Below are 24708 nucleotides of genomic sequence, written 5' to 3'. Positions count from 1 at the left end.
GCCCTATGCCTCAAACTCGTGAGCACATCCTACTTGGTCGTCAAGTTGGTATCCCTTACATCATCGTATTCATGAACAAATGTGACATGGTTGATGACGAAGAGCTACTTGAGCTAGTAGAAATGGAAGTTCGTGAACTTCTTTCTGAGTACGACTTCCCAGGTGATGACCTACCAGTTATCCAAGGTTCTGCACTTGGCGCACTAAACGGCGAGAAGCAGTGGGAAGACAAGATCGTTGAGCTTGCAGAAGCACTAGATTCTTACATCCCTGAGCCAGAGCGTGCAGTAGACCAACCGTTCCTACTACCAATTGAAGACGTATTCTCAATTCAAGGTCGTGGTACTGTTGTAACTGGTCGTATCGAGCGCGGTATCCTACGTGTAGGTGACGAAGTAGAAATCGTTGGTATCAAAGAGACTACTCTTACTACTTGTACTGGTGTTGAAATGTTCCGTAAACTGCTTGACGAAGGTCGTGCAGGTGAGAACGTTGGTGCACTTCTACGTGGTACTAAGCGTGATGACGTTGAACGTGGTCAAGTACTTTCTGCGAAAGGTTCTATCAACCCACACACTAAGTTTGAGTCTGAAGTATACGTACTTTCTAAAGACGAAGGCGGCCGTCACACTCCTTTCTTCAAAGGTTACCGTCCACAGTTCTACTTCCGTACAACTGACGTAACAGGCGACATCACTCTACCAGAAGGCGTAGAAATGGTAATGCCAGGTGACAACGTTCAAATGACTGTTGAGCTAATCGCTCCAATCGCAATGGACGAAGGTCTACGTTTCGCAATCCGCGAAGGTGGCCGTACAGTTGGTGCTGGTGTTGTAGCTAAAATCTTCGCTTAATAGCATTTAGATTTTTGCACTCTCTTCATTAGAAGAGCACGCATCTGAAAAGGGGAGCTTCGGCTTCCCTTTTGTTTTCTCGAAAGAAATATTACCTTCCATCTATCTTCTTCCCTCTCGATACAAAACCAATCTCCAATAAATGCCGATTATTTTTCCAACACTACTTGCATACTAAAGTGTGATCTGTATAATGCATCGCACTGGCTAACGCTGGTTGTGAACCAATGAGCACTGAGGAGTAGGTCTTACCTAGTAATGTATACTCAGCTTATGTTCGCGGTTAATAAAAATAGTGAACTTCTTGTTTGCTTCAAAAGTTAACTGACAATGCGTCCTAATTTTGGATGCTACGGTTTCACATAAATCAATCGGCATTCTCTCGTTTTATCGAGCTTGAGTGGCGATATTGTTTGTGTAATTTTTAATAATTGGAGCTCTGTCTCATGCAGAACCAACGTATTCGTATCCGCCTTAAAGCGTTTGATTACAAGCTAATCGATGCTTCAACTGCGGAAATCGTTGAAACAGCAAAACGTACTGGCGCACAGGTTCGTGGTCCTATTCCACTACCTACTCGTAAAGAGCGTTTCACTGTTCTTACCTCTCCACACGTCAACAAAGATGCACGTGACCAGTACGAAATTCGTACTCACAAGCGTTTGATCGACATCGTTGAGCCAACAGATAAAACTGTTGATGCTCTAATGCGTCTTGATCTTGCAGCTGGCGTTGATGTTCAAATCAGCCTAGGTTAAGGGAGATAAGAATAATGATTGGTCTAGTCGGACGTAAAGTGGGTATGACCCGCGTATTTACTGAAGAAGGCGTTTCTATCCCAGTAACTGTTGTTGAGGTTGAAGCGAACCGTATTTCTCAAGTTAAAACTCTTGAGACAGACGGCTACGCAGCAATCCAAGTAACTACTGGTGCTAAGAAAGCTAACCGTGTAACTAAACCTGAAGCTGGTCACTTCGCGAAAGCGGGTGTAGAAGCAGGTCGCGGTCTTTGGGAATTCCGTTTAGAAAACGGCGAAGAGTTTGAAGTTGGCGCTGAGCTAAACGTAGAACTTTTCAACGAAATTAAAAAAGTAGACGTTACTGGTACATCTAAAGGTAAAGGCTTCCAAGGCGCTATCAAGCGTTGGAACTTCTCTACTCAAGATATGACTCACGGTAACTCTTTGTCTCACCGCGCACCGGGTTCAATTGGCCAATGTCAAACTCCAGGCCGCGTGTTTAAAGGCAAGAAAATGGCAGGTCACATGGGTGCTGAGCGTGTAACGACTCAAAACCTAGAGATCGTACGTGTTGACGCTGAGCGCAATCTACTCCTTATTAAAGGTGCAGTACCGGGCTCAACAGGCGGAAACGTGATCGTAAAACCTGCTGTTAAAGCATAACGTCTAGGAGTAAGTAATGGAATTGATGGTTAAAGGTGCTGATGCACTAACTGTTTCCGAGACTACTTTCGGACGTGACTTCAACGAAGCTCTTGTACACCAAGTAGTTGTTGCATATGCAGCAGGTGCTCGTCAAGGTACTCGTGCTCAAAAGACTCGTTCTGAAGTATCTGGCGGTGGCGCTAAGCCATGGCGTCAAAAAGGTACTGGCCGCGCACGTGCTGGTACAATTCGTAGCCCAATCTGGCGTACAGGTGGTGTTACTTTTGCTGCGAAACCACAAGATCACAGCCAAAAAGTAAACAAAAAAATGTACCGCGGTGCTATGAAGAGCATTCTTTCTGAGCTAGTTCGTCAAGAGCGTTTAATCGTTGTTGATAACTTCTCTGTAGAAGCACCAAAAACAAAAGAACTTGTAGCTAAGCTTAAAGAGCTTGAGCTAAGCGACGTTCTGATTGTGACTGGCGAAGTAGATGAAAATCTATTCTTAGCTGCTCGTAACCTATACAAAGTAGACGCACGTGATGTTGCTGGTGTTGATCCAGTATCACTAATCGCTTTCGACAAGGTTCTAATGACTGCTGACGCAGTTAAGCAAGTTGAGGAGATGCTAGCATGATCACTGAAGAGCGTATCTTAAAAGTTCTACGTGCTCCGCACATCTCTGAAAAAGCAACTATGGCAGCTGAGAAAGCGAACACTATCGTTTTCAAAGTAGCTAAAGATGCAACTAAGAAAGAGATCAAAGCAGCTGTAGAAAAGCTATTTGAAGTTGAAGTTAAGTCTGTAAATACTCTTGTATTAAAGGGTAAGACCAAACGTCAAGGTATGCGTGAAGGCCGTCGTTCAGACGTTAAGAAAGCCTACGTTACTTTGAAAGAAGGTCAAGATCTTGACTTCGTTGGCGGCGCGGAATAACAGGAGTAGTAAAAATGGCTATTGTTAAATGTAAGCCGACTTCCCCTGGTCGTCGTCACGTCGTTAAAGTTGTTAACGCTGACCTGCACAAGGGTAAGCCATACGCACCACTTCTAGAGAAAAACTCTAAGAACGGTGGTCGTAACAACAACGGTCGTATTACAGTACGTCACATCGGTGGTGGTCACAAGCACCATTACCGTCTGATTGACTTCAAACGTACTAAAGATGGCATCCCAGCGAAAGTTGAGCGTCTAGAATACGATCCAAACCGTAGTGCTAACATCGCTCTAGTTCTGTACGCAGACGGTGAGCGTCGTTACATCATTGCACCTAAAGGTGTTAACGCAGGTGACCAGATTCAATCTGGTGTAGATGCGCCAATCAAAGCAGGTAACACTCTGCCGATGCGCAACATCCCAGTAGGTTCTACTGTACACTGTGTTGAACTTAAGCCTGGTAAAGGTGCTCAACTAGCTCGTTCGGCTGGTGCTTATGCTCAAATCATCGCTCGCGATGGTGCATACGTAACTATCCGTCTACGTTCTGGTGAGATGCGCAAAGTACTTTCTGAAGGTCGTGCAACGATCGGTGAAGTTGGTAACTCTGAGCATATGCTACGTGAACTTGGTAAAGCTGGTGCTTCACGCTGGCGCGGCGTACGTCCAACCGTACGTGGTGTAGTAATGAACCCGGTGGATCACCCACATGGTGGTGGTGAAGGCCGCACATCTGGTGGTCGTCACCCAGTTTCTCCTTGGGGCGTTCCTACTAAGGGCTTCAAGACTCGTAAGAACAAGCGCACTGACAAGTACATCGTACGTCGTCGCACTAAATAATTTATAAAGAGGAATCGCCATGCCACGTTCTCTCAAGAAAGGTCCTTTTATTGACCTACACTTGCTGAAGAAGGTAGAGAAAGCGGTGGAAAGCGGAGACAAAAAGCCTATTAAGACTTGGTCCCGTCGCTCAATGATCATCCCAACAATGATTGGTTTGACCATCGCTGTCCATAATGGTCGTCAGCACGTTCCAGTTTTCGTTACCGAAGAAATGATCGGTCACAAACTGGGCGAATTTGCACCAACTCGTACTTATCGCGGTCATGCTGCAGATAAGAAAGCTAAGAAGAAATAAGGAGTAGATGATGGAAGCTTTAGCTAAACATAACTTTGCTCGTATTTCTCCACAGAAAGCTCGCTTAGTTGCAGACCAAATTCGCGGTAAGTCGGTAGACCAAGCTCTAGAAATTCTAACTTTCAGCAACAAAAAAGCTGCTGTATTGGTTAAGAAGGTTCTTGAGTCAGCTATCGCTAACGCGGAACATAACGAAGGTGCAGATATCGACGATCTAAATGTCGCTAAAATCTTCGTAGATGAGGGCCCTATCATGAAGCGTATTATGCCTCGTGCTAAAGGTCGTGCGGATCGTATCTTGAAGCGTTCAAGCCACATCACTATTGTTGTAGCAGATCGCTAAAGACTAGGAGAGTAAGCAATGGGTCAGAAAGTACATCCTAATGGTATTCGTCTTGGCATCGTTAAGCCTTGGAATGCTACATGGTTTGCTAATACCAACGAATTCGCTGACAACCTAGACGGCGACTTCAAGGTACGTCAGTTCCTTACCAAGGAACTACAAAAAGCATCATTATCTCGTATCGTTATCGAGCGTCCAGCTAAGAGCATCCGTGTGACTATTCACACTGCTCGTCCTGGCGTTGTTATCGGTAAGAAAGGTGAAGACGTAGAGAAGCTACGCGCAGCTGTAGCTAAAATCGCAGGTGTACCAGCGCAAATTAACATCGCTGAAGTACGTAAGCCTGAGCTAGATGGTCAGCTTGTAGCTGATAGCATCGCGTCTCAACTAGAGCGTCGTGTTATGTTCCGTCGTGCAATGAAGCGTGCGGTACAAAATGCTATGCGTCTAGGCGCTAAAGGCATCAAAGTACAAGTAGGCGGCCGTCTTGGCGGTGCTGAAATCGCACGTTCTGAGTGGTACCGTGAAGGCCGTGTGCCTCTACACACTCTACGTGCAGACATTGATTACGCAACTTCTTCGGCTCACACTCAATACGGTGTGATCGGCATTAAAGTTTGGATCTTCAAAGGTGAGATTCTAGGCGGTATGCCAGCTGCTAACGCAGTAGAGCCTAAAGGCGATAAGCCTAAGAAGCAGCGTAAAGGCCGTAAGTAAGGAGTCGAACGATGCTACAACCAAAACGTACTAAGTTCCGCAAGGTTATGACTGGTCGTAACCGTGGTCTAGCTAAAGGTACTGAAGTAAGCTTCGGCGAATTCGGTCTTAAAGCTGTTGGCCGTGGTCGTCTGACTGCACGTCAAATCGAAGCGGCACGTCGTGCTATGACACGTCACATTAAGCGTCAAGGTCAAATCTGGATTCGTGTATTCCCAGACAAGCCAATTACTGAAAAGCCTCTTGAAGTTCGTCAAGGTAAAGGTAAAGGTTCAGTTGCGTACTGGGTTGCTCAAATCCAACCAGGCAAAGTTATGTACGAGATGAATGGCGTACCTGAAGAGTTGGCACGTGAAGCGTTCCGCCTAGCGGCACGTAAACTGCCTGTTAAAACTACTTTTGTAACTAAGCAGGTGATGTGATGAAAGCACAAGATCTACGCGAAAAGAACGTTGAAGAGCTTAACGCTGAGCTATTGAATTTGCTACGTGAACAGTTCAACTTGCGCATGCAAGCTGCAACTGGTCAACTTCAGCAAACTCATACTCTAAAAGCTGTACGCCGTGACATCGCACGTGTGAAAACTGTTTTGACTGAAAAGGCAGGCGCATAATGAGCGAAACTAACCGCATCCAGCAAGGCCGTGTAGTAAGCGACAAGATGGACAAGTCTATCGTTGTTGCTATTGAACGCACTGTAAAACACCCAATTTACGGTAAGTTCATCAAACGCACGACTAAAGTACACGCACACGACGAAGACAACACTTGTGGCCTAGGCGACAAAGTTGAAATCGCTGAGTGTCGTCCTCTGTCTAAGACTAAGTCTTGGACATTGGTTAAAGTTCTAGAAAAAGCGAAGATTTAATCTTTGTAATTCTATAACTTATAAGCGGCTCCAAATTATTTTTTGGAGCCGCTTGTTTTTTGTCTACCCAATTTAAAAAAAGGGTGGTACAATTCGCGTCCCTTTTAAAGAGGCAGCCCGACCCGAGAGGGTCTAGTTTTAATATTTAGCGGAGCACTAACAATGATCCAGATGCAAAGTACACTTGACGCAGCAGATAACTCTGGCGCGCGCAAGGTAATGTGTATTAAGGTTCTGGGTGGCTCTCACCGCCGTTATGCACATATCGGTGACGTCATCAAGGTTACAGTGAAGGAAGCGATTCCTCGCGGTAAAGTAAAGAAAGGTGATGTTCTGAAGGCGGTAGTAGTGCGCACCCGTAAAGGCGTTCGTCGCCCAGACGGTTCTGTCATTCGCTTCGACAGTAATGCTTGTGTATTGTTAAACGACACTACTGAGCAACCAGTCGGCACACGTATCTTTGGTCCTGTGACTCGTGAACTTCGTAACGCGAAATTCATGAAGATTGTATCACTAGCACCTGAAGTTCTGTAAGGAGCGGCAACATGGCAGCTAAAATCCGTCGTAATGACGAAGTAATCATTCTTGCTGGTAAAGATAAAGGCAAGAAAGGTAAAGTAACTAAGGTTCTGACAACTGGTAAAGTTATCGTTGAAGGCATCAACCTTGTTAAGAAACACCAAAAGCCGGTTCCGGCTCTAGGTCAACAAGGTGGCATCGTTGAACAAGAAGCAGCAATTGACGCTTCTAACGTTGCAGTTTTTAACGCGGCTACTGGTAAAGCAGACCGTATCGGTTTCCGTATCGAAGATGGCAAGAAAGTTCGTTTCTTCAAATCTAACGGCGAAACTGTTTCTAACTAATTAGAAGTAATTTGGAGTTCTACTATGGCGAAACTGCATGATTACTACAAGTCGTCTGTAGTCGCTGAGCTTACCAAAGAGTTCAGCTACACAAGCGTCATGCAAGTCCCTAGGATTGAGAAAATCACCCTAAACATGGGCGTTGGTGAAGCAATCAACGATAAGAAACTGCTAGAAAACGCAGCAGCTGATATGGCAACGATCTCTGGTCAAAAGCCACTTATTACTAAAGCGCGTAAATCTGTAGCTGGTTTCAAAATTCGTGAAGGCTACCCAATTGGTTGTAAAGTAACCTTGCGTGGTGAGCGCATGTGGGAATTTTTAGAGCGTTTAATCTCTATCGCACTTCCACGTGTACGTGATTTCCGTGGTGTTAGCGCTAAGTCTTTTGACGGTCGCGGTAACTACAGCATGGGCGTTCGCGAGCAAATCATCTTTCCGGAAATCGACTACGATAAAGTCGATCGTGTCCGCGGTCTTGATATCACTATCACGACTTCTGCGGGTTCCGATGAGGAAGGCCGAGCTCTGCTGGCTGCCTTTAACTTCCCATTCCGTAAGTAAGGGTAGGGTTACTGTTATGGCTAAACAATCAATGAAAGCACGTGAAGCTAAACGTGCAAAACTAGTAGCTAAGTTCGCTGAAAAGCGTTCTGCGCTAAAAGTTATCATTAGCGATGTAAACGCATCTGAAGAAGATCGTTGGAATGCGGTTCTTAAACTGCAATCTCTTCCACGTGATTCAAGTGCATCACGTCAGCGCAACCGTTGCAACCAAACTGGTCGTCCACACGGTTACCTACGTAAATTCGGTCTAAGCCGCATTAAGGTTCGTGAAGCTTGCATGAAAGGCGAGATTCCGGGTCTTCGTAAGGCTAGCTGGTAATTGCCACTTAATCATTTGGAGTAAATCTTATGAGCATGCAAGATCCGATTTCGGATATGCTGACCCGCGTTCGTAACGGTCAGGCAGCAAACAAAGTTGCTGTAAAAATGCCTTCTTCAAAGCTTAAAGTTGCAATTGCTGCATTACTTAAAGCTGAAGGTTACATCGTAGACTTCGCTGTAAACAGCGAAGCAAAACCTGAGCTAGAAGTTACTCTTAAGTACTTCCAAGCTAAACCTGTAATCGAGCAAATCAAGCGCGTATCACGTCCTGGTCTAAGAGTTTATAAAAATAAAGACTCTTTACCTACAGTGATGGGTGGTCTTGGTATTGCAGTTGTTTCTACTTCCAAGGGTCTGATGTCTGACCGTGCTGCTCGTAAAGCAGGTCTTGGCGGTGAAATCATCTGTTACGTAGCTTAATAAGGAGTAGATTATGTCTCGTGTTGCTAAAGCACCTGTCGCTATTCCAGCTGGCGTAGAGGTGAAACTAAACGGCCAAGAAGTTACTGTAAAAGGTAGCAAAGGTGAGCTTACTCGCGTTCTTAACAGCGCCGTAGTTATTGCACAGGAAGAAACCAAGCTAACTTTCGGTCCGAAAGAAGGCGTTACTAACGCATGGGCACAAGCTGGTACAGCTCGCGCTCTAGTTAATAACATGGTTGTGGGTGTTACTGAGGGCTTCACTAAGAAGCTAACTCTTAAGGGTGTTGGTTACCGTGCTGCTATGAAAGGCAACTCTGTAGCTCTAACTCTTGGCTTTTCTCACCCAGTAGAGCACGCTCTACCTGAAGGTATTAAAGCTGAGTGCCCTAGCCAAACTGAGATCATCATTACTGGTTGCGATAAGCAAGTAGTAGGTCAAGTTGCGGCTGACATTCGTTCTTACCGTGCTCCTGAGCCTTACAAAGGTAAAGGTGTTCGTTACGCAGATGAAAATGTGCGTACTAAAGAAGCTAAGAAGAAGTAAGGTATCACTATGGATAAGAAAGCATCTCGCATCCGTCGTGCTACACGTGCACGTCGTAAGATTGCAGAACTTGGTGCAACTCGCCTGGTAGTACACCGTACTCCTCGCCATGTTTACGCACAAGTTATCGCGGCAAACGGCTCTGAGGTTATCGCAGCTGCTTCTACTGTAGAAAAAGCGATCCGTGAGCAAGTTAAGAACACTGGTAACGTTGATGCAGCTAAAGCAGTTGGTAAAGCTGTTGCTGAGCGCGCTCTTGAAAAAGGCGTAGCTTCAGTTGCATTTGATCGTTCTGGTTTCCAATACCACGGTCGAGTAGCGGCGCTAGCAGAATCTGCTCGCGAAGCTGGTCTGAAATTCTAAGGTAGGGTTGGAAGATGGCTAAAGAACAACAACAAGCTAATGATTTGCAAGAAAAGCTGATCGCTGTTAACCGTGTATCTAAGACGGTTAAAGGTGGTCGAATCATGAGCTTTACTGCACTAACAGTAGTTGGTGACGGTAACGGTCGCGTAGGTTTCGGTTACGGCAAAGCTCGTGAAGTACCTGCTGCGATTCAAAAAGCAATGGAAAAAGCGCGCCGTAACATGGTTACAGTATCGCTAAACGAAGGCACTCTTCACCACCCGGTGAAAGGTCGTCATTCGGGCTCTAAAGTTTACATGCAGCCAGCTGCAGAAGGTACAGGTGTTATTGCCGGTGGTGCAATGCGTGCTGTACTTGAAGTTGCGGGCGTACATAACGTACTTTCTAAAGCATACGGTTCAACGAACCCGATCAACATCGTTCGTGCAACGATTGGTGCTCTAGTAGACGTTAAGTCACCAGAAATGGTTGCTGCTAAACGTGGTCTAACTGTTGAATCTATTTCGGAGTAAGCACACGATGGCAACTATTAAAGTAACTCAAACTAAAAGCTCAATTGGTCGCCTACCTAAGCACAAAGCGTGTCTTAAAGGTCTAGGTCTTCGTCGCATCAACCATACAGTAGAACTTGAAGATACTCCGTGCGTACGCGGTATGATCAACAAGGTTTACTACATGGTTAAGATTGAGGAGTAATCAGAATGCGTTTGAATACTCTATCACCGGCTGCTGGCTCTAAACCTTCTAAGAAGCGTGTAGGTCGTGGTATCGGTTCTGGCCTTGGTAAAACAGGTGGCCGCGGTCACAAAGGTCAAAAGTCACGTTCTGGCGGCTCTGTTCGTCCAGGTTTTGAAGGCGGTCAAATGCCTCTAAAACAACGTCTACCTAAATTCGGTTTCACTTCTCGTAAGAGCCTAGTGTCTGCTGAAGTTCGTCTAGCTGAGCTAGCGAAAGTAACAGGTGACGTAGTTGATCTTAACAGCCTTAAAGCTGCTAACGTTATCACTAAGAACATCGAATTCGTTAAGATCGTTCTTTCTGGTGACCTAAGCAAAGCTGTGACTGTTAAAGGTCTACGCGTGACTAAAGGCGCTAAAGCTGCAATCGAAGCTGCAGGCGGTAAAATCGAGGAATAATCTCGAGGAACGAGGTACAGATGGCTAAGAAACCAGGACAAGATTTTCGTAGTGCTCAGAGCGGCTTAAGTGAACTAAAGTCGCGCTTATTATTCGTAATTGGTGCACTTTTAGTATTCCGAGCCGGCTCTTTTGTGCCGATCCCTGGTATTGACGCAGCTGTACTTGCCGATTTGTTCGATCAGCAAAAAGGTACCATCGTTGAAATGTTTAACATGTTCTCCGGTGGTGCTCTTGAGCGTGCATCTATATTAGCATTGGGTATCATGCCGTACATTTCGGCATCGATCGTAGTCCAATTGTTAACTGTAGTTCATCCAGCGTTAGCGGAACTCAAGAAAGAGGGTGAAGCAGGCCGTCGTAAGATAAGCCAATATACACGCTACGGCACGCTTGTACTTGCAACATTCCAAGCTATTGGTATCGCAACAGGCTTACCAAACATGGTCGACAATCTGGTTGTTATCAACCAAACCATGTTTACGCTTATTGCTACCGTGAGTTTAGTAACTGGTACCATGTTCTTAATGTGGTTAGGTGAACAAATCACTGAGCGAGGAATCGGTAATGGTATTTCCATTCTGATTTTTGCAGGTATTGTTGCTGGATTGCCTTCTGCAATCGGTCAAACAATCGAGCAAGCGCGTCAAGGTGAATTGCATGTGCTTCTTCTGCTGTTGATTGCTGTATTGTCTTTTGCTGTTATCTACTTCGTAGTTTTCATGGAACGTGGTCAACGTCGTATCGTCGTTAACTATGCGAAACGTCAACAAGGTCGTAAGGTTTTTGCAGCACAAAGCTCTCACTTGCCTCTTAAGATTAATATGGCAGGTGTTATTCCAGCGATTTTCGCATCAAGTATTATTTTGTTCCCAGGAACATTAGCACAGTGGTTTGGTCAAAATGGTGAAAGCAGCGCGTTCGGTTGGTTAACTGACGTGTCATTAGCTCTTAGCCCAGGTCAGCCTCTGTATGTAATGCTTTATGCAGCAGCTATAATCTTCTTCTGTTTCTTCTATACAGCGTTGGTGTTTAACCCACGTGAAACAGCTGATAACTTGAAGAAGTCTGGTGCATTCGTACCCGGTATCCGCCCAGGTGAGCAGACAGCGAAATATATCGATAAAGTGATGACTAGACTAACCCTTGCGGGCGCTCTATACATTACTTTTATATGTCTGATTCCTGAGTTCATGATGGTCGCGTGGAACGTTCGTTTCTACTTCGGCGGCACATCACTACTAATCGTAGTGGTAGTTATCATGGATTTCATGGCACAGGTACAGACTCATCTGATGTCACAACAGTATGATTCTGTGTTAAAGAAAGCGAATCTGAAAGGTTACGGCCGTTAATTCGGTGGTAGCAATTTCGATTCCATTTACGGAGTTTAGCAATGAAAGTTCGTGCTTCCGTTAAAAAAATCTGCCGTAACTGTAAAGTTATCAAGCGTAACGGTGTCGTTCGCGTGATTTGCAGTGAGCCAAAGCATAAGCAACGCCAAGGCTAATTAGCAGAAATTTTTACTTGAAATACAAGGTAGAGTCGAGTATATTCCTCGGCCTACCTTTTGCGTGCAAAAGAAGTAGTATGCCGCAGCGTATCCATAACGGGCTTTGCTGTGGATAATTCTTTTATGAACCCCTTAGGAGTGAATAATGGCCCGTATAGCCGGCATTAACATTCCTGATCATAAGCATTCTGTAATTGCACTTACTGCAATCTACGGTATCGGTAAAACTCGCTCTCAAGCTATTCTAGCTGAAGTGGGTATTGCTGAAGATGCTAAGATCAGTGAACTAACTGAAGAGCAGATCGATCAACTGCGTGATGGTGTAGCTAAGTACACTGTAGAAGGTGATCTACGTCGTGAAGTATCGATGAACATCAAGCGTCTTATGGACCTTGGCTGTTACCGCGGTCTTCGTCATCGTCGCAGTCTACCACTACGTGGACAGCGTACTAAAACCAACGCTCGCACCCGTAAGGGTCCGCGCAAGCCGATCAAGAAATAGTCGGATAAGGTAGAGTACAATGGCAAAACAACCAACTCGCGCGCGTAAGCGCGTACGCAAGCAAGTAGCTGATGGCGTAGCGCACATTCATGCTTCTTTCAACAACACAATCGTAACTATCACTGACCGTCAAGGCAACGCTCTTGCATGGGCTACAGCAGGTGGTTCAGGTTTCCGTGGTTCTCGTAAATCTACTCCGTTCGCAGCACAAGTTGCAGCTGAGCGTTGTGGTGAAATGGCTAAAGAATATGGCCTAAAGAACTTGGAAGTTATGGTTAAGGGTCCAGGTCCAGGTCGTGAATCTACTGTTCGCGCACTGAACGCTGCTGGTTTCCGTATCACTAACATTGTTGATGCGACACCAATCCCTCATAACGGTTGTCGTCCACCTAAGAAACGTCGCGTTTAAGTTTCGTTTCTAGGAATATTGGAGAAAGATCATGGCAAGATATTTGGGTCCTAAGCTGAAGCTTAGCCGTCGCGAAGGTACTGACTTATTCCTTAAGTCTGGTGTCCGTGCGATCGATACCAAGTGTAAAATTGATAACGCACCAGGTGTACACGGCGCTCGTCGCGGTCGTCTATCTGAGTATGGCGTTCAGCTTCGTGAGAAGCAAAAAGTTCGTCGTATCTACGGCGTTCTAGAAAAACAATTCCGCAACTACTACAAAGAAGCTGCACGTCTTAAAGGCAACACGGGTGCAAACCTGCTTCAGCTTCTTGAAGGTCGTCTTGATAACGTAGTTTACCGTATGGGCTTTGGCGCTACTCGTGCTGAATCTCGTCAACTAGTTAGCCACAAGTCTATCCTAGTTAACGGTAAAGTTGTAAACGTTCCTTCTTTCAAAGTAGCGGCAAACGACGTTGTTTCTATCCGCGAGAAAGCTAAACAGCAATCTCGTATTAAAGCGGCTCTAGAAGTTGCTGAACAACGTGAAAAGCCAACTTGGATTGAAGTAGATGCTGGCAAAATGGAAGGTACATTCAAGCGTATGCCTGAGCGTTCTGACCTATCAGCTGACATCAATGAACACTTGATCGTCGAACTTTACTCTAAGTAAGGTTAAAAAAAGAGAGGACACAATGCAGGGTTCTGTAACAGAATTTCTTAAGCCGCGTCTTGTTGACATTGAACAGATCAATACGACACACGCGAAAGTAACTCTTGAGCCATTAGAGCGCGGTTTCGGCCACACTCTAGGTAATGCTCTTCGCCGCATTCTTCTATCTTCTATGCCGGGTTGTGCCGTAACAGAAGTTGAAATTGAAGGTGTGCTACACGAATACAGCACTAAAGAAGGCGTTCAGGAAGATATCCTGGAAATCCTTCTAAACCTTAAAGGTTTGGCTGTACGCGTTGCTGAAGGCAAAGATGAAGTGTTTATTACACTGAACAAATCAGGCTCAGGCCCTGTTGTTGCAGGTGACATCACCCACGATGGTGATGTAGAGATCGCTAACCCTGAGCACGTAATTTGTCACCTAACGGATGACAACGCTGAGATCGCTATGCGTATCAAAGTAGAACGTGGTCGTGGTTACGTTCCAGCTTCAGCTCGTATCCATACTGAAGAAGATGAGCGTCCAATCGGTCGTCTACTAGTTGACGCTACTTACAGCCCGGTTGATAAAATCGCTTACGCTGTAGAAGCGGCACGTGTAGAACAACGTACTGATTTAGACAAGCTTGTTATCGATATGGAAACGAACGGTACTCTAGAACCTGAGGAAGCAATCCGTCGTGCAGCTACTATTCTAGCTGAACAACTGGATGCGTTCGTAGATCTTCGTGATGTACGTGTACCTGAGGAGAAGGAAGAGAAGCCAGAATTCGATCCTATCCTACTACGTCCTGTAGACGATCTTGAACTAACAGTTCGCTCTGCTAACTGTTTGAAAGCAGAAGCGATTCACTACATCGGTGATCTTGTACAGCGCACTGAGGTTGAGCTACTTAAAACGCCAAACCTTGGTAAGAAATCTCTTACAGAGATTAAAGATGTGCTTGCTTCACGTGGTCTTTCTCTAGGCATGCGTCTAGAAAACTGGCCACCAGCGTCAATCGCTGAAGATTAATCGAAAAGTTAGAAGGATTAGGTCATGCGCCATCGTAAAAGTGGTCGTCAACTCAACCGCAACAGCAGTCATCGCAAAGCGATGTTCAGCAACATGGCTAGCTCTCTTGTTCGTCACGAAGTTATCAAAACTACCGTGCCAAAAGCAAAAGAACTACGTCGCGTAATTGAGCCATTGATTACCCTAGCTAAGACAGACAGTGTTGCTAACCGTCGTCTTGCATTTGCTCGCACTCGTGATAACGAAGTTGTAGCAAAACTATTTAATGAACTAGGCCCGCGTTTTGCGGCTCGCCAAGGTGGTTACACTCGCATTCTTAAATGTGGTTTCCGTACTGGTGATAAAGCTCCAATGGCTTACATTGAGCTTGTAGACCGCCCAGCTGCTGAAGAAGCTGCTGAGTAATCTATACTAGATTCTTAATACAAAAAGCCGAGCATTAGCTCGGCTTTTTTGTATCTGTCGAATCTGACAACAGGATAAAATTGCACCACGATGTTTGGCATTTTTTGCTACTCTTCTCTGCTCCGTTTTTCAAAAATATCTCTTATCTCTTATCTCTTATCTCTTATCTCAACCCTTGTACACTTTTCTTGTGGGCACAAAAAAGAGCACCGAAGTGCCCTTATCAAATATTAAAGCTCGCTATTAAGAACTAACGGTTATTGCCATATAGCCGCAAGTGAGTCCATCAGGCCACTCGTTGCACCTTGTGACTGCAATGCCTGAAGAATGATTGGTGCAAATGTCGTAACCATTGATGGGTCCATACCTAGTCCAGAAAATGCACTTTCAACAGCACCTTGTGAACTCAGTAGCGATGATAGACCAGTAGACTCAAGGCTCGACATGCCAGGAATCAGCGTAGCGAGTTCTTTGTTGTCGGTAGAGCCAAGTGAGTTTTGTGCAAGCGCTAACATTGAACCAATACCGCCAATAGCTTGATCGGTAGTGACAGACGCTTGGTCGGCAACAGTATCAGCAAGAGGTGTTGTTTCATTTTGTTGAGACCACATATTCACCGCTGCCATTAGTGCAGTTTGTGATAGTTGGGAATAGTTGGTATCTGATGATGAACTGGTTTGTTCAGAGTCGCTAGTACTAGCGCAAGAGACAACAGCAAGGCTGCTTAATACTGTGATGAGTACTTTCTTCATTATTCGTCCTTAAGTAATAAAGTAATTTACTCTTTCACTATAAACGAAAAACGGCGATGTAGTCACATCGCCGTTGCATTATTTTAATTTTATTTGCCTATAGTATTTTGTTTTACTAAAGGTTTTTATAAAAATTAAAGAATAGCTAGAAGTTCAACTTCAAATACTAGAGCAGCAAATGGTGGGATTGCAGCACCTGCGCCACGCTCACCGTATGCTAGATCTTGAGGGATGTATAGCTTCCACTTAGAGCCAACAGGCATCATTTGTAGAGCTTGTACCCAACCTTGAATTACGCCAGTTACTGGGAATTCAGCTGGTTGGCCGCGAGATACAGAGCTGTCGAAAACAGTACCGTCAGTTAGTTCACCGTGGTAGTGAACACGTACTTGCTTGTCTGCAGTTGGGATCTCGCCAGTACCTTCAGTTAGCACTTCGTACTGAAGACCAGACTCAAGAACTGTTACTTCTGAACGAAGAGCGTTGTCAGCTAGGAAAGCTTCGCCGTCAGCAGCAGCAGCTTTAGCTAGTTCTTGACGTGCAGCTTCACCGCGAGTGTGTAGCTCTTGTAGTGCGTTGTTGATTTCGTCAACTTCGATAGCTGGCATGTCACCAACTAGAGCTGTTGCGATACCAGCAGCGATTGCGTCAACGTTTAGGCCTTCAAGACCAGAACCAGCAAGTTGTTGGCCCATTTGTAGACCGATACCGTAGCTAGCTTTTTGCTCTACAGTTTCAAATTTTACTTCAGACATGAAAAGTCACTCTTTTTGTCAGTACGAAAAGGGTAAGAATACCAGTATTAGCAGCGTGAAGAAACGGCTAGTCCCTGATCACTTGTGCTTTACCGCGTCCAAATCACAGGGATGTCAATTTTCTCCCTTTGAGCCTTGTTGTGACGGAAAGATCTATACTGTTGGTACTTTGGTTTTTATACTGTAGTTATTCAATGTATAGGACGCAGTGGTATGAATCGTCGTCAAAAGAAAAAACAGAAAGTTGACCACTTAGCAGAATTCAAGGATCGACTGAATCAGGTCAAAGAGAAATTGAGTTCGATCGATGTAAAGAAAATGAAAGCCTCGACAGTACAAACTTGGGGTTCATTACCGAAATTACACCAAAGACTGTTGATGGTGATTTCGCCGATCGTACTAATATTACTTTTTGTGCCGCTACCAGAACCAAAAGTAGATGTGACTCCAACAACATCGCGCGTTGAGCTTGAAATAAACACTGTTGGCTTAAGCGAGCAGCAAAACACCAAGACCAGTTCATCTGAACCGAGCAACAATAATTGGCAAGAGTACCTCGTTAAGCAAGGCGATACGCTAGCGCAGGTTTTCCGAAACAACGATCTACCCTTGTCTGACTTGAATGCGTTAGTACGTATTGAAGGTGCTGACAAGCCACTAAGCCAGATCCGAAAAGGCCAACTAGTTCGTTTTAAACTTGCTGAAACTGGGCAGTTAGACATTCTTCAGCTAGAGAAAGGTGACACTTCGGTGATGTTCTTCCGCTTATCAGATGGCGGTTTTGGTCGCAGTAAGTAAAAGAATAAAGAATCTGAGTTAAAGTACTTTACTAGGCACAGGTAGAAGACAAGAAAGAGCTAAACATTAGCTCTTTTTTTTGATCGCTTAAAAGGGGCCAGTGGCAAGATGATAAGCATAATTCCGATAAAGGTTAATGTATCTGGAATCTCATCAAACCATATTGCGCCTATTAGTGCGACAAACACTAATCCTGAATACTCAGCCAAGGCAATTTGGCTAGAATGTGCTTTTTGGTAGGCAGCAACAGCAAGACCGTTGTAGCTCAATATGAGTGTAGCACTTAGGGCTATGTATCCTAGGTGTTCTATAGAAATGGGTTGCCAGTATAAGAAGCACAATAACAGTGATGCAGGAATAGAGAATAAGGTTGTCCACCACAGCGTCGTGACGACGGTCTGCTCACTAGGAAGTTTTCTTACTAGCACATTAAACAACGCGAGGGTAAGTGCTGTACCCAAAGCGAACAGTGCTGCCCAATGAAATTGAGATGGCCTCAAGACAATTAATGCACCAACAAAACCTATGGTCGTGGCGATAACCTTGCCGAGTGCCGGTTGCTCTTTGAGTAGAAACATAGAGAGTGGCAACATCAGTAAAGGCGCGACATAAAATACTGCGTTGGCGGTTGCCAAAGACAAATGCGTGATGGCGACGACCATGCATCCACTACCTATTAAGATCAGCTGACCGCGGATGAAAGTGACTTTAGCTTGTTGTAAGCGGCGTTGCTCTTTGCTTTGCTGCAGCCACAAAGGTGTAATGAGCAACAGAGATATCAACTGTCGGAAAAAAATGTACTGAAGCGGCGGTACTTCTCCATTCAATAACTTCACTGCTACGTCAGAGAGCGAGGCAAACAAGTTACCTGCAACCAACAATAGAATACCGGCAGTGATATTCGTCATTATTTTTCTAATCTCATGTCTATATGAGGAATGTCATCTTCGAGGTACATGTCTGAGATTGTCTTGAAGCCGTGGCTACCATAGAAGCTTTCTAGGTGCTGCTGTGCACCGATGTCTATGGTCGCGTTTGGCCAAAGCTCTTCACAACGAGTTAATGCCTCTTTTATCAATTGATGCCCTAAACCGCCACCTCTCGCTGATTGCTTGGTTGCTACTCGGCCAATGCTTGTGTTGTCGTAAGATGTACCTGGTGGCAATAAGCGTGCGCACGCTATTAACTCGTCACCCACATAGCCAAGCAGGTGTTCAACACCTGCGAGTGTGTCTTTACCGTCAAGCTCTGGATAAGGGCAAGTTTGCTCAACCACAAATACATCTACTCGTAACTTAAGTAGTTGATAAAGCTGATATGTTGAAAGTTCAGAGAAAGGAATTGAGCGCCAAGTGATCATGTTTACATCCAGAGGTTATCGATGCTCTGAATGTACTATGCGCGATGATTGTTGGCATTAACTATTGTTAATTCGACCTTTAATTCTGCTCAAGCTTATTGCTGTTATTCCTAAGTAGGCGGCAATTTGATTGTCGTTAAGGCGTTGTTCAAGGTCTGGATAGTGTTCGCAGAAAAGCTGGTAACGTTGCTCAGGGGTATAGAGCAGCATGAAACGCTCTTTGTTTTCCTTGTGCATCAATTGTGTTTCTAGCAGCTTTAAATACAAAGGGTTATTCGATGCACGCCACTCGATGACTGCATTCATTGGCAGTTCTAACATTGTGATGGGTGTTAGTGTTTCAAGCAGATATGGGGAAGCTTGGTTTTTTATCAGACTCTCAAAGCCGATGATCCAATCTTGTTCCCAATAGAACTCTTTGCTGTATTGCTTACCCTCATCAGTGAGGTAGCAAGCATGGCACAAGCCTTCAAGTACGAAGTAGATTGAGCCTGCCATCTCACCTTGGTTAATAAGGATGTGTCTGGTTGGTAGTTCAAGTGGCTTGGCGACAGCGACTAGCGATTCAATCTGACTTTCAGAGAAGTCGAAGCTTTGCAGTTGTTCGATAAAAGAAGTGTGCATGAAAATAACCTAACCCAAATAAGTGCCGAAATCATCGCACTTATTTGAGTGTAGGTACAGTTCGGGCGAAATCAGCGTCGAGCGTGTTGCTCTAGGTAGTCTTGAGCGAGTTCTCTACCCATGTATTTGCCTAAGGTTTTCAGTGGCACCTTCTTAAGGTTCACGACAATCAAACCATCTAACGCATCATTAAATGATGGGTCGACGTTAAAGCATACTAACTTACCGTTCATCCCAAGATACTGGCGCAATAATACCGGTAGGCCTTTTCCTTGTTCCATACGAGCTAACACTTTAGAAAGTAGGGGCACACTCGCCAGTGACGACAATAGATGATTCTGCCAGAACACATGACTACTGGTATTAAGCGGTGAAGAAGGGGAAACCAGATTGGCCTTTTCCTCATCGTAGTGGTGAATTGATAAGGTGGTTGCGATCAACAGGCGCGCATTGTGACTGTAATCATTACTGATGCTGACCGGGCCAAATAGGTGGGTGTATTTAGGGTGACGAGAGACAAAGGTCGCAATACCTTTCCAAAGCAGTAACAGTGAGTTAAGGCTCTTTTGATAAGGTTTACTCACGACGGAACGGCCAAGTTCAATGCTGCTGTCTAACGTATCGATAAACTCTTGGTTATAGTTAAAGAGACTGCGGGAATAGAGTTGGTCCAACCCGTGCTCTGCGATTAACTTGTCGACCATACCCAATCGATAAGCGCCAACCAATTCTGCCTTAGTTTTGTTCCATACAAACAGTTGATTGTAGTAAAGGTCATACTCGTCCAAATCACAGGCAAGCCCACTGCCTTCTCCAACTTCGCGGAAACTTTCTTCTCTGACTCGACCAATCTCGCGCATTAAGTTGGGAATAGATTGGCTTGGCGTGCAGTAGACCTCAAAGTCCCCTTGTTCGAGCAGTTTCATCTCTTCAGGGAGTGAGCTTATCTCTATTGCCAATACTTCGGGTGATATTGGCGCTATCACTTGAGTATCGAAAGAGGGCGCGTGGATTGGTGTATTCGGACTATCTTGTTGACTCATTAGGTAGGTATTAAGTCGTAGGTAGTTGACGATATCCATCTCTTTTTCAAACGATTTTATCTCTGAATACGGAATCGATGAGCCAATCGAGATAGAGATAGTTGTCGCTTGTTTATTAAGAAGTTCACGCCCGAGTAGAGCGGTTCTAAGCAGTGGATGCACACGACCCGCTTGATAGAAAAGCTCACTGTTTTTGCCATTGATAAAGATAGGAACCGTAGTGGCTTGATGACGTTTAACGAACTTCGCGACCGATTTGCTCCATTCGATATCCGTCAGTGTTTTAGCTCCCTTGCGGTAACTTGATACTTCCCCTGCAGGGAACACGATCAACAGCCCGCCATCGGCTAGGTGACGATTGGCATCACGAATGGCTTTGGCATTGGTGCGTTTCGACTCTTTACTATTAAAGACATCGACTCCGATAAAAAGATCATCCAGTTCAGGCAGTCGCTTGAGTAATTCATTTGCCAATACCTTCACATCCTTTCTTCCCGATCCTACGAGATCAGCAAGGATCACACCTTCAATGGCGCCGAGTGGGTGGTTCGCCACAATCACGACAGGCCCTTCTTCCGGGATGTTTTCCGTGCTTCCCGATGCCACCGAGTAGTCGATATTGAGCGCCGATAGGGTGTAGTTCATAAATTCAAAGCTGGACAACTCGCTTTGTCGATCTTGATAGAGTCGGTCTAGCTTAGATAGCCCAGTTGCCCACTCGACAACAGACTCACCTAAACCAAAAGGCGTGTAACGTGGTAAACGAAAAGGACTATCAATCATAATGAAGCTACCTTATTTAATCAGCTGCGGCCAAGCTTTATCGGCTTGTTGAATATGCTGTGCACGGTCTTGCTCCCAAGTGGCTTGAATCTCTTGGTCGTAGTTAAGATAAAGTTTGTCATCAACTATGGTCCAATACTGCGGATCACCTGGTGCGAAGTCGTTTTTGGCAGAAACGGCCCATGCGCAATAACCACCATATTGAGGGGCATATTTTTCAGGATTATTAACAAATAAAGTCAGATTCTTTTCAGAAGAGAAATACCAGTCCGCGCCTTTGTACTCAGTGCTGAATTTCTTGCTCCCTTCAACTGGCTTTCCAGAAGTGAAGTAAGCCACGGTATCGTAACCATCGAGTGCCTTACTGCTAAAGAAGCCGGTATAGATTTCATCGGCAGCAAATACGTACGGGCTAACAAGTAGCATGACCATGGTGATTAGTTTTCTCATGATGGACTCCATCTATAGATTGATTGCGGGTGACAAATCGAAGGTAAAGCGCTGCTGATTTATCTGGCATGGGTTTATTGGTTCGCAAGGTGAGCCGGCTGCATAAAACATAGAGGCTTGACCGTGCAGATTACGTAAATGGGTAAAGCTGACTGTGTGCGCGTCTTCACGATGCATACAGGTTGCTAAATGGGGCTGTTCACTGTGATGGTGAGAATGAAACTTCAGTAAGTTCTGTTGACTCTTGCCTGTTGCCATTAGTTGATCGTATTTGGCTTGTCGGTAGGCTTGCACTCGCTCTAGATCAACACCGGATGAGAACAGTGGTGAGTCGGTCTCCACTATTTGCTGTTGAATGCCGTCCCACAGGTAGGCAATAACTAAACCATTGTGTTGAGTTAGGTTCGGTGCAAAAGCCAACAAGGTAAATGGGGCAAAAGAGTACAGGTCGAGCTTATGAAATGCCTCAGAGAGCTGACTGATATTACGACTCGAGGATAGGTTCTTAAGTAACAAACCACGGCTAACCAAAGGACTGACGGGAACGATGCCTTGATAGTTATTGAGTAAGCATAGCGAAAGCCCGAATTCGTTGATGCTTATCCAGCTACCACCGCCTGTTGGGTCAAGTGGCATGATGATATCGACACCGTTGACTCGATATTGCTTCGGTGGCATCGCCAATGCTCGGGTCTTTTGTTCATCACGATTAAAAAAGACCTGATAGCCGTTTTCTTCAAGTAGCCAAGATACTGAACACATGATTATTGCTCCCTCAGATAGCTACTGGTGGTTGGGGCATAACCAAAGGTGTTACAGGTTTCAATGTCTAGGAAGGTGGTGATCACCTTGATCATCGCGTAATGATGATTGGCATGCAGCGCCGCAAAAGTCACTTCTCTTTCTAGCGTAGAAGGTAGGCTTGCAAACACCTGAGCATCCATCGAAACCTCGGTTTGGATCATGATAGGCGCTTCGAGATCGTTGCGCTCTAGCCGCTCAAGCCAGTTGATCACATAGTGGATCTCTTTCACTGCAATAGAGCGGTCGTATTCGACAGGGTGACCACGACGGCGAGTGTTGTAATCAACGGTCGCGTTCTCTTTTAAAATCAGCGCATGAAAAAGATCGAGCGTGTGGCGAGTATGTTCACCAATAGAGCTTGTGACGTGCGGCTTCGCTCGTGTCAGGTAGTCGCTGTCAGAAATCGCTAATAGAAACTCTAAACCCTGATTCAATATCTCTACCGCTCCCTTGATACTAGGAGAGAAAGACGTGAGGGCGCTCGGTTGGGCTATCGGATTCATTCATGATCCTCGTACAAAGTTAATCGGTGGTCGGATATTGTTGAACAAGACGTCGCTCTTCTTGCCACGCGTTAAATAGGCTCTTAAACGAAGGAGGTTGGTGGCCTCTCTGTTTCTGTTGAGCGCCAATATCAAAAAGAATGCGGTATTGAAGAAGTAGCGTGGAAAATATCTCTCGCAGCGGTGTGTTGCGATCCCAGATATGCCCAGCTTCACTGCTTGCACCATTGACCTCAAGGATAGTGAAATCCTCACCTCTCATTAGGCTGTGCATGTCTTTGAATTTGACGTCGAGTCGACCAAAGTGAAAGCCATCGAAGTCGTCAAATATCTCATCTAAGCGTTCGGTTAAAGCTTGAGTGATGTATTGATTGCCATCTCGGAAGATACAGCCACGGCTATGGCTACCAGCGAACGCAAGTTGGAACTCTTCGCCCTCAGCGAGCACTTGATCCAGCTTATCTTCATGCCTAGGGATATAGAGATGGCTGAGCTGCCCAGCACGCGGGCTGTTCTCGATTAACTGTTTTAGGGTCGAGGTACCATCCCCCGTCACCATTGGCGAATATTTGAGGGTGATCGAGATGATCTCGCCTTGTTTACTATTCGGGTAACGAACATAGAAAACGCCAGCTTCGGCTTGATAAGGCGCCTTTTCTTGCAGAAGAAAGCGAGCATGATTTGGGAAGGATTCAATATATTGTTCAAGTTGATCTTGGTTGTTGATCAGCTTTACCCCAACACCTCGGCAGCCAAGATCCGGTTTCGCCACAATAGGAAAATCAAGATCCGACTGGATGAGTGCACTGCGCGCATCTTCAGCTTGTTTCTTACTGCTAAGATCGGTTTTGGTTAAGGTGATAAATGGAGAGATCCAACGCTTGCTCGACGATCCGGCAAGGCTCAGTATCTCGTGTTTCGATTCGCCGACCATGCCACTGAGTTTAATGCTCGGGTTGGCGATCAGCGGCAGCGCCCAATCAAAGTGCCGTAACCCTTGCATCAGGCTTTGAATCACGACTGGAGTGTAGAAGAACCACGCCGGAAGAAACTCGTAAGGAGAGACACTGCGCACGGTATCTTTTTCAAGCAGGGGCATGCCCGCATTAATTCGATGTGCTGGAATGATGTGAATATCTTGCGGTGAACTCATGATAATCCTCTAGAGTAGGTTTTATTCATTAATCGATTGCCGATAAACAGCAAAGCGATGGCACACGGGATGACGATCCATTGATATTCAGAGGCTTGCAGCCACGCTGATGTCCCTAAATAGTAGATGGTAGAGAAGACAACGCCAGTCCAGATCGCTGTCGCGCTAATGACGGCAAACAAGAAAGTAGGCAGTGCTATGGCGAAAAACCCACTTAAGGTAAAACCAACGGTACGAAGCCCCGGTATAAAGCGGATGACAAAAAGACTGCTGAATGCGTTTTGACGTAATTTGGTGCGAAGCGCTCGAAAGTATCGGTTGGTGAGGGCTTTGTAACGAATGCCTCGGCAATAACGTCCTGATTTCCCAAGGTAATAAAGGCCTAAGTCACCGGTGGCAATACCGATGAAAATCGCAAGTAATGCATATTGGGGAAGTATGAGCCCTTGGGTCGCTAAACCTGCGGCCGTAACAATGGCCAGATCTTCAAGCAGGTAAGAAAGCGCGATAATGCCAAGCATCAGCCATAGCAGCGACTCCTCCCCTGAATTTAACCATGCTTGAATGTTCTCGACGGTGCCCATCAAATGTCCTTATCTATCCTATAGATGAATGGCTTATCGGCCATTCATTGAGTGTAGTAAATTAAATAGACAGGAGGAGCTCAGAAAAACTTACAGCGAATTGCTGCTTTTTTACGTTGATTGGATTCAATAGATGATTTGAGAT

The 24708-nt window shown here is 45.4% G+C and carries 41 protein-coding genes; 30 read left to right on the top strand and 11 right to left on the bottom strand.

Going from position 1 to position 24708, the window contains the following annotated elements; genetic code table 11:
* The 29 genes from L1D22_RS17795 to rplQ form a co-directional block, all read left to right on the top strand.
* Positions 1 to 854, top strand: an 854-nt coding sequence (locus tag L1D22_RS17795; RefSeq protein WP_239830716.1) for an elongation factor Tu, incomplete at its 5' end; no start/stop codon positions are given.
* Positions 855 to 1300: 446 nt separating this feature from the next.
* Positions 1301 to 1612, top strand: a complete 312-nt coding sequence (gene rpsJ / locus L1D22_RS17790) for a 30S ribosomal protein S10 (RefSeq protein ID WP_004736761.1) — start codon at positions 1301 to 1303, stop codon at positions 1610 to 1612.
* A gap of 14 nt (positions 1613 to 1626) precedes the next feature.
* Complete coding sequence (gene rplC / locus L1D22_RS17785) at positions 1627 to 2256, top strand: 50S ribosomal protein L3 (protein WP_004736763.1); 630 nt, start codon at positions 1627 to 1629, stop codon at positions 2254 to 2256.
* Between the two features lie 16 nt (positions 2257 to 2272).
* The gene (gene rplD, locus L1D22_RS17780) at positions 2273 to 2875 is read left to right on the top strand and encodes a 50S ribosomal protein L4 (protein WP_004738803.1); all 603 of its coding nucleotides are present in this window, start codon (positions 2273 to 2275) and stop codon (positions 2873 to 2875) included.
* A complete protein-coding gene (gene rplW / locus L1D22_RS17775; RefSeq protein WP_004736765.1) occupies positions 2872 to 3174 on the top strand; it encodes a 50S ribosomal protein L23 in 303 nt (100 codons plus the stop codon). The genes rplD and rplW overlap by 4 nt, the downstream gene beginning before the upstream one ends.
* A gap of 14 nt (positions 3175 to 3188) precedes the next feature.
* Positions 3189 to 4013: a 50S ribosomal protein L2 gene (rplB, locus tag L1D22_RS17770; protein ID WP_017629802.1), complete on the top strand. Its 825-nt coding sequence runs from the start codon at positions 3189 to 3191 to the stop codon at positions 4011 to 4013.
* 19 nt (positions 4014 to 4032) lie between these two features.
* Positions 4033 to 4311: a 30S ribosomal protein S19 gene (gene rpsS, locus L1D22_RS17765; RefSeq protein WP_004736729.1), complete on the top strand. Its 279-nt coding sequence runs from the start codon at positions 4033 to 4035 to the stop codon at positions 4309 to 4311.
* Positions 4312 to 4321: 10 nt separating this feature from the next.
* Positions 4322 to 4654: a 50S ribosomal protein L22 gene (gene rplV / locus L1D22_RS17760; RefSeq protein ID WP_004736732.1), complete on the top strand. Its 333-nt coding sequence runs from the start codon at positions 4322 to 4324 to the stop codon at positions 4652 to 4654.
* A gap of 18 nt (positions 4655 to 4672) precedes the next feature.
* Positions 4673 to 5371, top strand: coding sequence for a 30S ribosomal protein S3 (rpsC, locus tag L1D22_RS17755; RefSeq protein WP_004736734.1), 699 nt, complete (start codon positions 4673 to 4675; stop codon positions 5369 to 5371).
* Positions 5372 to 5382: 11 nt separating this feature from the next.
* A complete protein-coding gene (gene rplP, locus L1D22_RS17750; protein ID WP_004736736.1) occupies positions 5383 to 5793 on the top strand; it encodes a 50S ribosomal protein L16 in 411 nt (136 codons plus the stop codon).
* Complete coding sequence (rpmC, locus tag L1D22_RS17745; protein ID WP_004736737.1) at positions 5793 to 5984, top strand: 50S ribosomal protein L29; 192 nt, start codon at positions 5793 to 5795, stop codon at positions 5982 to 5984. Before rplP ends, rpmC begins: the two co-directional genes overlap by 1 nt.
* Positions 5984 to 6238 carry a 30S ribosomal protein S17 gene (gene rpsQ, locus L1D22_RS17740; RefSeq protein ID WP_004736739.1) on the top strand — a complete coding sequence of 85 codons (255 nt, stop codon included), beginning with the start codon at positions 5984 to 5986 and terminating at the stop codon, positions 6236 to 6238. The genes rpmC and rpsQ overlap by 1 nt, the downstream gene beginning before the upstream one ends.
* A gap of 162 nt (positions 6239 to 6400) precedes the next feature.
* Complete coding sequence (gene rplN, locus L1D22_RS17735) at positions 6401 to 6772, top strand: 50S ribosomal protein L14 (protein WP_004736740.1); 372 nt, start codon at positions 6401 to 6403, stop codon at positions 6770 to 6772.
* 11 nt (positions 6773 to 6783) lie between these two features.
* A complete protein-coding gene (gene rplX / locus L1D22_RS17730; RefSeq protein ID WP_004738792.1) occupies positions 6784 to 7101 on the top strand; it encodes a 50S ribosomal protein L24 in 318 nt (105 codons plus the stop codon).
* Positions 7102 to 7125: 24 nt separating this feature from the next.
* Positions 7126 to 7665, top strand: a complete 540-nt coding sequence (gene rplE / locus L1D22_RS17725) for a 50S ribosomal protein L5 (RefSeq protein ID WP_004738790.1) — start codon at positions 7126 to 7128, stop codon at positions 7663 to 7665.
* A 16-nt stretch (positions 7666 to 7681) separates the two neighbouring features.
* Entirely contained in the window at positions 7682 to 7987 is a 306-nt protein-coding gene (rpsN, locus tag L1D22_RS17720) for a 30S ribosomal protein S14 (RefSeq protein WP_004738789.1), read from the top strand.
* Positions 7988 to 8016: 29 nt separating this feature from the next.
* Positions 8017 to 8409 (top strand): 30S ribosomal protein S8, encoded by a 393-nt coding sequence (rpsH, locus tag L1D22_RS17715; protein WP_017061309.1) that lies wholly within the window; start codon positions 8017 to 8019, stop codon positions 8407 to 8409.
* Between the two features lie 13 nt (positions 8410 to 8422).
* Positions 8423 to 8956 (top strand): 50S ribosomal protein L6, encoded by a 534-nt coding sequence (rplF, locus tag L1D22_RS17710; RefSeq protein WP_017629801.1) that lies wholly within the window; start codon positions 8423 to 8425, stop codon positions 8954 to 8956.
* A 9-nt stretch (positions 8957 to 8965) separates the two neighbouring features.
* Positions 8966 to 9319 (top strand): 50S ribosomal protein L18, encoded by a 354-nt coding sequence (gene rplR / locus L1D22_RS17705; RefSeq protein WP_004738784.1) that lies wholly within the window; start codon positions 8966 to 8968, stop codon positions 9317 to 9319.
* A gap of 14 nt (positions 9320 to 9333) precedes the next feature.
* Positions 9334 to 9834: a 30S ribosomal protein S5 gene (gene rpsE, locus L1D22_RS17700; protein ID WP_017061307.1), complete on the top strand. Its 501-nt coding sequence runs from the start codon at positions 9334 to 9336 to the stop codon at positions 9832 to 9834.
* A gap of 7 nt (positions 9835 to 9841) precedes the next feature.
* Positions 9842 to 10018, top strand: coding sequence for a 50S ribosomal protein L30 (gene rpmD, locus L1D22_RS17695; RefSeq protein ID WP_004736756.1), 177 nt, complete (start codon positions 9842 to 9844; stop codon positions 10016 to 10018).
* Between the two features lie 5 nt (positions 10019 to 10023).
* Positions 10024 to 10458 carry a 50S ribosomal protein L15 gene (gene rplO, locus L1D22_RS17690; RefSeq protein ID WP_004736758.1) on the top strand — a complete coding sequence of 145 codons (435 nt, stop codon included), beginning with the start codon at positions 10024 to 10026 and terminating at the stop codon, positions 10456 to 10458.
* 20 nt (positions 10459 to 10478) lie between these two features.
* Positions 10479 to 11813, top strand: coding sequence for a preprotein translocase subunit SecY (gene secY / locus L1D22_RS17685; RefSeq protein ID WP_004738781.1), 1335 nt, complete (start codon positions 10479 to 10481; stop codon positions 11811 to 11813).
* Positions 11814 to 11854: 41 nt separating this feature from the next.
* Complete coding sequence (rpmJ, locus tag L1D22_RS17680; protein ID WP_000868186.1) at positions 11855 to 11968, top strand: 50S ribosomal protein L36; 114 nt, start codon at positions 11855 to 11857, stop codon at positions 11966 to 11968.
* Between the two features lie 148 nt (positions 11969 to 12116).
* Entirely contained in the window at positions 12117 to 12473 is a 357-nt protein-coding gene (gene rpsM / locus L1D22_RS17675) for a 30S ribosomal protein S13 (RefSeq protein WP_004738779.1), read from the top strand.
* 19 nt (positions 12474 to 12492) lie between these two features.
* Positions 12493 to 12882 carry a 30S ribosomal protein S11 gene (gene rpsK / locus L1D22_RS17670; protein WP_004738778.1) on the top strand — a complete coding sequence of 130 codons (390 nt, stop codon included), beginning with the start codon at positions 12493 to 12495 and terminating at the stop codon, positions 12880 to 12882.
* A gap of 31 nt (positions 12883 to 12913) precedes the next feature.
* Positions 12914 to 13534, top strand: a complete 621-nt coding sequence (rpsD, locus tag L1D22_RS17665) for a 30S ribosomal protein S4 (protein WP_004738777.1) — start codon at positions 12914 to 12916, stop codon at positions 13532 to 13534.
* Positions 13535 to 13556: 22 nt separating this feature from the next.
* Positions 13557 to 14549, top strand: coding sequence for a DNA-directed RNA polymerase subunit alpha (rpoA, locus tag L1D22_RS17660; protein ID WP_004729813.1), 993 nt, complete (start codon positions 13557 to 13559; stop codon positions 14547 to 14549).
* 24 nt (positions 14550 to 14573) lie between these two features.
* Entirely contained in the window at positions 14574 to 14954 is a 381-nt protein-coding gene (rplQ, locus tag L1D22_RS17655; protein ID WP_004729812.1) for a 50S ribosomal protein L17, read from the top strand.
* Between the two features lie 257 nt (positions 14955 to 15211).
* On the opposite strand, the gene L1D22_RS17650 is transcribed toward rplQ, so the two are convergent.
* Together L1D22_RS17650 and L1D22_RS17645 are read right to left on the bottom strand one after the other, a co-directional pair.
* Positions 15212 to 15706 carry a DUF2780 domain-containing protein gene (locus tag L1D22_RS17650; protein ID WP_239830715.1) on the bottom strand — a complete coding sequence of 165 codons (495 nt, stop codon included), beginning with the start codon at positions 15704 to 15706 and terminating at the stop codon, positions 15212 to 15214.
* A gap of 134 nt (positions 15707 to 15840) precedes the next feature.
* Positions 15841 to 16461 (bottom strand): FKBP-type peptidyl-prolyl cis-trans isomerase, encoded by a 621-nt coding sequence (locus tag L1D22_RS17645; protein ID WP_008220519.1) that lies wholly within the window; start codon positions 16459 to 16461, stop codon positions 15841 to 15843.
* A 213-nt stretch (positions 16462 to 16674) separates the two neighbouring features.
* On the opposite strand from L1D22_RS17645, the gene L1D22_RS17640 reads away from it, so the two are divergent.
* On the top strand, positions 16675 to 17259 hold the full coding sequence (locus tag L1D22_RS17640; RefSeq protein WP_239830714.1) for a LysM-like peptidoglycan-binding domain-containing protein: 585 nt from the start codon (positions 16675 to 16677) through the stop codon (positions 17257 to 17259).
* Between the two features lie 59 nt (positions 17260 to 17318).
* On the opposite strand, the gene L1D22_RS17635 is transcribed toward L1D22_RS17640, so the two are convergent.
* The 9 genes from L1D22_RS17635 to L1D22_RS17595 form a co-directional block, all read right to left on the bottom strand.
* Complete coding sequence (locus L1D22_RS17635) at positions 17319 to 18167, bottom strand: DMT family transporter (protein ID WP_239830713.1); 849 nt, start codon at positions 18165 to 18167, stop codon at positions 17319 to 17321.
* Positions 18167 to 18619, bottom strand: a complete 453-nt coding sequence (locus L1D22_RS17630; protein ID WP_239830712.1) for a GNAT family N-acetyltransferase — start codon at positions 18617 to 18619, stop codon at positions 18167 to 18169. Before L1D22_RS17630 ends, L1D22_RS17635 begins: the two co-directional genes overlap by 1 nt.
* A gap of 57 nt (positions 18620 to 18676) precedes the next feature.
* The gene (locus L1D22_RS17625; protein ID WP_239830711.1) at positions 18677 to 19243 is read right to left on the bottom strand and encodes a Crp/Fnr family transcriptional regulator; all 567 of its coding nucleotides are present in this window, start codon (positions 19241 to 19243) and stop codon (positions 18677 to 18679) included.
* A 71-nt stretch (positions 19244 to 19314) separates the two neighbouring features.
* Entirely contained in the window at positions 19315 to 21069 is a 1755-nt protein-coding gene (locus L1D22_RS17620; protein WP_239830710.1) for a lysophospholipid acyltransferase family protein, read from the bottom strand.
* 12 nt (positions 21070 to 21081) lie between these two features.
* The gene (locus L1D22_RS17615) at positions 21082 to 21519 is read right to left on the bottom strand and encodes a YHS domain-containing (seleno)protein (protein ID WP_102433638.1); all 438 of its coding nucleotides are present in this window, start codon (positions 21517 to 21519) and stop codon (positions 21082 to 21084) included.
* A 12-nt stretch (positions 21520 to 21531) separates the two neighbouring features.
* The gene (locus L1D22_RS17610) at positions 21532 to 22281 is read right to left on the bottom strand and encodes an NRDE family protein (protein WP_239830709.1); all 750 of its coding nucleotides are present in this window, start codon (positions 22279 to 22281) and stop codon (positions 21532 to 21534) included.
* A 2-nt stretch (positions 22282 to 22283) separates the two neighbouring features.
* A complete protein-coding gene (locus L1D22_RS17605; protein ID WP_239830708.1) occupies positions 22284 to 22826 on the bottom strand; it encodes a hypothetical protein in 543 nt (180 codons plus the stop codon).
* A 19-nt stretch (positions 22827 to 22845) separates the two neighbouring features.
* Positions 22846 to 23979 carry an ATP-grasp domain-containing protein gene (locus L1D22_RS17600; RefSeq protein WP_239830707.1) on the bottom strand — a complete coding sequence of 378 codons (1134 nt, stop codon included), beginning with the start codon at positions 23977 to 23979 and terminating at the stop codon, positions 22846 to 22848.
* A complete protein-coding gene (locus L1D22_RS17595; RefSeq protein WP_239830706.1) occupies positions 23976 to 24563 on the bottom strand; it encodes a DedA family protein in 588 nt (195 codons plus the stop codon). The genes L1D22_RS17600 and L1D22_RS17595 overlap by 4 nt, the downstream gene beginning before the upstream one ends.
* Positions 24564 to 24708 lie beyond the last annotated feature (145 nt).

The sequence above is a fragment of the Vibrio sp. Isolate34 genome (assembly GCF_022397915.1).
Lineage (GTDB): Bacteria > Pseudomonadota > Gammaproteobacteria > Enterobacterales > Vibrionaceae > Vibrio.
This window is presented reverse-complemented; position numbering and strand designations above follow the sequence as displayed.

Coding starts and splice junctions, on each gene's coding strand:
- L1D22_RS17615 (WP_102433638.1), bottom strand. CDS start 21,519: ATGAGAAAACTAATCACCATGGTCATGCTACTTGTTAGCCCGTACGTA.
- rplE (WP_004738790.1), top strand. CDS start 7,126: ATGGCGAAACTGCATGATTACTACAAGTCGTCTGTAGTCGCTGAGCTT.
- rpsK (WP_004738778.1), top strand. CDS start 12,493: ATGGCAAAACAACCAACTCGCGCGCGTAAGCGCGTACGCAAGCAAGTA.
- rpmD (WP_004736756.1), top strand. CDS start 9,842: ATGGCAACTATTAAAGTAACTCAAACTAAAAGCTCAATTGGTCGCCTA.
- rplV (WP_004736732.1), top strand. CDS start 4,322: ATGGAAGCTTTAGCTAAACATAACTTTGCTCGTATTTCTCCACAGAAA.
- rpsN (WP_004738789.1), top strand. CDS start 7,682: ATGGCTAAACAATCAATGAAAGCACGTGAAGCTAAACGTGCAAAACTA.
- rpsS (WP_004736729.1), top strand. CDS start 4,033: ATGCCACGTTCTCTCAAGAAAGGTCCTTTTATTGACCTACACTTGCTG.
- rplB (WP_017629802.1), top strand. CDS start 3,189: ATGGCTATTGTTAAATGTAAGCCGACTTCCCCTGGTCGTCGTCACGTC.
- L1D22_RS17620 (WP_239830710.1), bottom strand. CDS start 21,069: ATGATTGATAGTCCTTTTCGTTTACCACGTTACACGCCTTTTGGTTTA.
- rpsC (WP_004736734.1), top strand. CDS start 4,673: ATGGGTCAGAAAGTACATCCTAATGGTATTCGTCTTGGCATCGTTAAG.
- rplN (WP_004736740.1), top strand. CDS start 6,401: ATGATCCAGATGCAAAGTACACTTGACGCAGCAGATAACTCTGGCGCG.
- L1D22_RS17645 (WP_008220519.1), bottom strand. CDS start 16,461: ATGTCTGAAGTAAAATTTGAAACTGTAGAGCAAAAAGCTAGCTACGGT.
- rpsQ (WP_004736739.1), top strand. CDS start 5,984: ATGAGCGAAACTAACCGCATCCAGCAAGGCCGTGTAGTAAGCGACAAG.
- rplX (WP_004738792.1), top strand. CDS start 6,784: ATGGCAGCTAAAATCCGTCGTAATGACGAAGTAATCATTCTTGCTGGT.
- secY (WP_004738781.1), top strand. CDS start 10,479: ATGGCTAAGAAACCAGGACAAGATTTTCGTAGTGCTCAGAGCGGCTTA.
- L1D22_RS17600 (WP_239830707.1), bottom strand. CDS start 23,979: ATGAGTTCACCGCAAGATATTCACATCATTCCAGCACATCGAATTAAT.
- rplD (WP_004738803.1), top strand. CDS start 2,273: ATGGAATTGATGGTTAAAGGTGCTGATGCACTAACTGTTTCCGAGACT.
- L1D22_RS17635 (WP_239830713.1), bottom strand. CDS start 18,167: ATGACGAATATCACTGCCGGTATTCTATTGTTGGTTGCAGGTAACTTG.
- rpsJ (WP_004736761.1), top strand. CDS start 1,301: ATGCAGAACCAACGTATTCGTATCCGCCTTAAAGCGTTTGATTACAAG.
- rplW (WP_004736765.1), top strand. CDS start 2,872: ATGATCACTGAAGAGCGTATCTTAAAAGTTCTACGTGCTCCGCACATC.
- L1D22_RS17625 (WP_239830711.1), bottom strand. CDS start 19,243: ATGCACACTTCTTTTATCGAACAACTGCAAAGCTTCGACTTCTCTGAA.
- rplP (WP_004736736.1), top strand. CDS start 5,383: ATGCTACAACCAAAACGTACTAAGTTCCGCAAGGTTATGACTGGTCGT.
- rplQ (WP_004729812.1), top strand. CDS start 14,574: ATGCGCCATCGTAAAAGTGGTCGTCAACTCAACCGCAACAGCAGTCAT.
- L1D22_RS17640 (WP_239830714.1), top strand. CDS start 16,675: ATGAATCGTCGTCAAAAGAAAAAACAGAAAGTTGACCACTTAGCAGAA.
- rpmJ (WP_000868186.1), top strand. CDS start 11,855: ATGAAAGTTCGTGCTTCCGTTAAAAAAATCTGCCGTAACTGTAAAGTT.
- rpsM (WP_004738779.1), top strand. CDS start 12,117: ATGGCCCGTATAGCCGGCATTAACATTCCTGATCATAAGCATTCTGTA.
- rplR (WP_004738784.1), top strand. CDS start 8,966: ATGGATAAGAAAGCATCTCGCATCCGTCGTGCTACACGTGCACGTCGT.
- rplC (WP_004736763.1), top strand. CDS start 1,627: ATGATTGGTCTAGTCGGACGTAAAGTGGGTATGACCCGCGTATTTACT.
- rpmC (WP_004736737.1), top strand. CDS start 5,793: ATGAAAGCACAAGATCTACGCGAAAAGAACGTTGAAGAGCTTAACGCT.
- L1D22_RS17650 (WP_239830715.1), bottom strand. CDS start 15,706: ATGAAGAAAGTACTCATCACAGTATTAAGCAGCCTTGCTGTTGTCTCT.
- rpsH (WP_017061309.1), top strand. CDS start 8,017: ATGAGCATGCAAGATCCGATTTCGGATATGCTGACCCGCGTTCGTAAC.
- L1D22_RS17605 (WP_239830708.1), bottom strand. CDS start 22,826: ATGAATCCGATAGCCCAACCGAGCGCCCTCACGTCTTTCTCTCCTAGT.
- rpsE (WP_017061307.1), top strand. CDS start 9,334: ATGGCTAAAGAACAACAACAAGCTAATGATTTGCAAGAAAAGCTGATC.
- rplO (WP_004736758.1), top strand. CDS start 10,024: ATGCGTTTGAATACTCTATCACCGGCTGCTGGCTCTAAACCTTCTAAG.
- L1D22_RS17595 (WP_239830706.1), bottom strand. CDS start 24,563: ATGGGCACCGTCGAGAACATTCAAGCATGGTTAAATTCAGGGGAGGAG.
- rpsD (WP_004738777.1), top strand. CDS start 12,914: ATGGCAAGATATTTGGGTCCTAAGCTGAAGCTTAGCCGTCGCGAAGGT.
- rplF (WP_017629801.1), top strand. CDS start 8,423: ATGTCTCGTGTTGCTAAAGCACCTGTCGCTATTCCAGCTGGCGTAGAG.
- L1D22_RS17630 (WP_239830712.1), bottom strand. CDS start 18,619: ATGATCACTTGGCGCTCAATTCCTTTCTCTGAACTTTCAACATATCAG.
- L1D22_RS17610 (WP_239830709.1), bottom strand. CDS start 22,281: ATGTGTTCAGTATCTTGGCTACTTGAAGAAAACGGCTATCAGGTCTTT.
- rpoA (WP_004729813.1), top strand. CDS start 13,557: ATGCAGGGTTCTGTAACAGAATTTCTTAAGCCGCGTCTTGTTGACATT.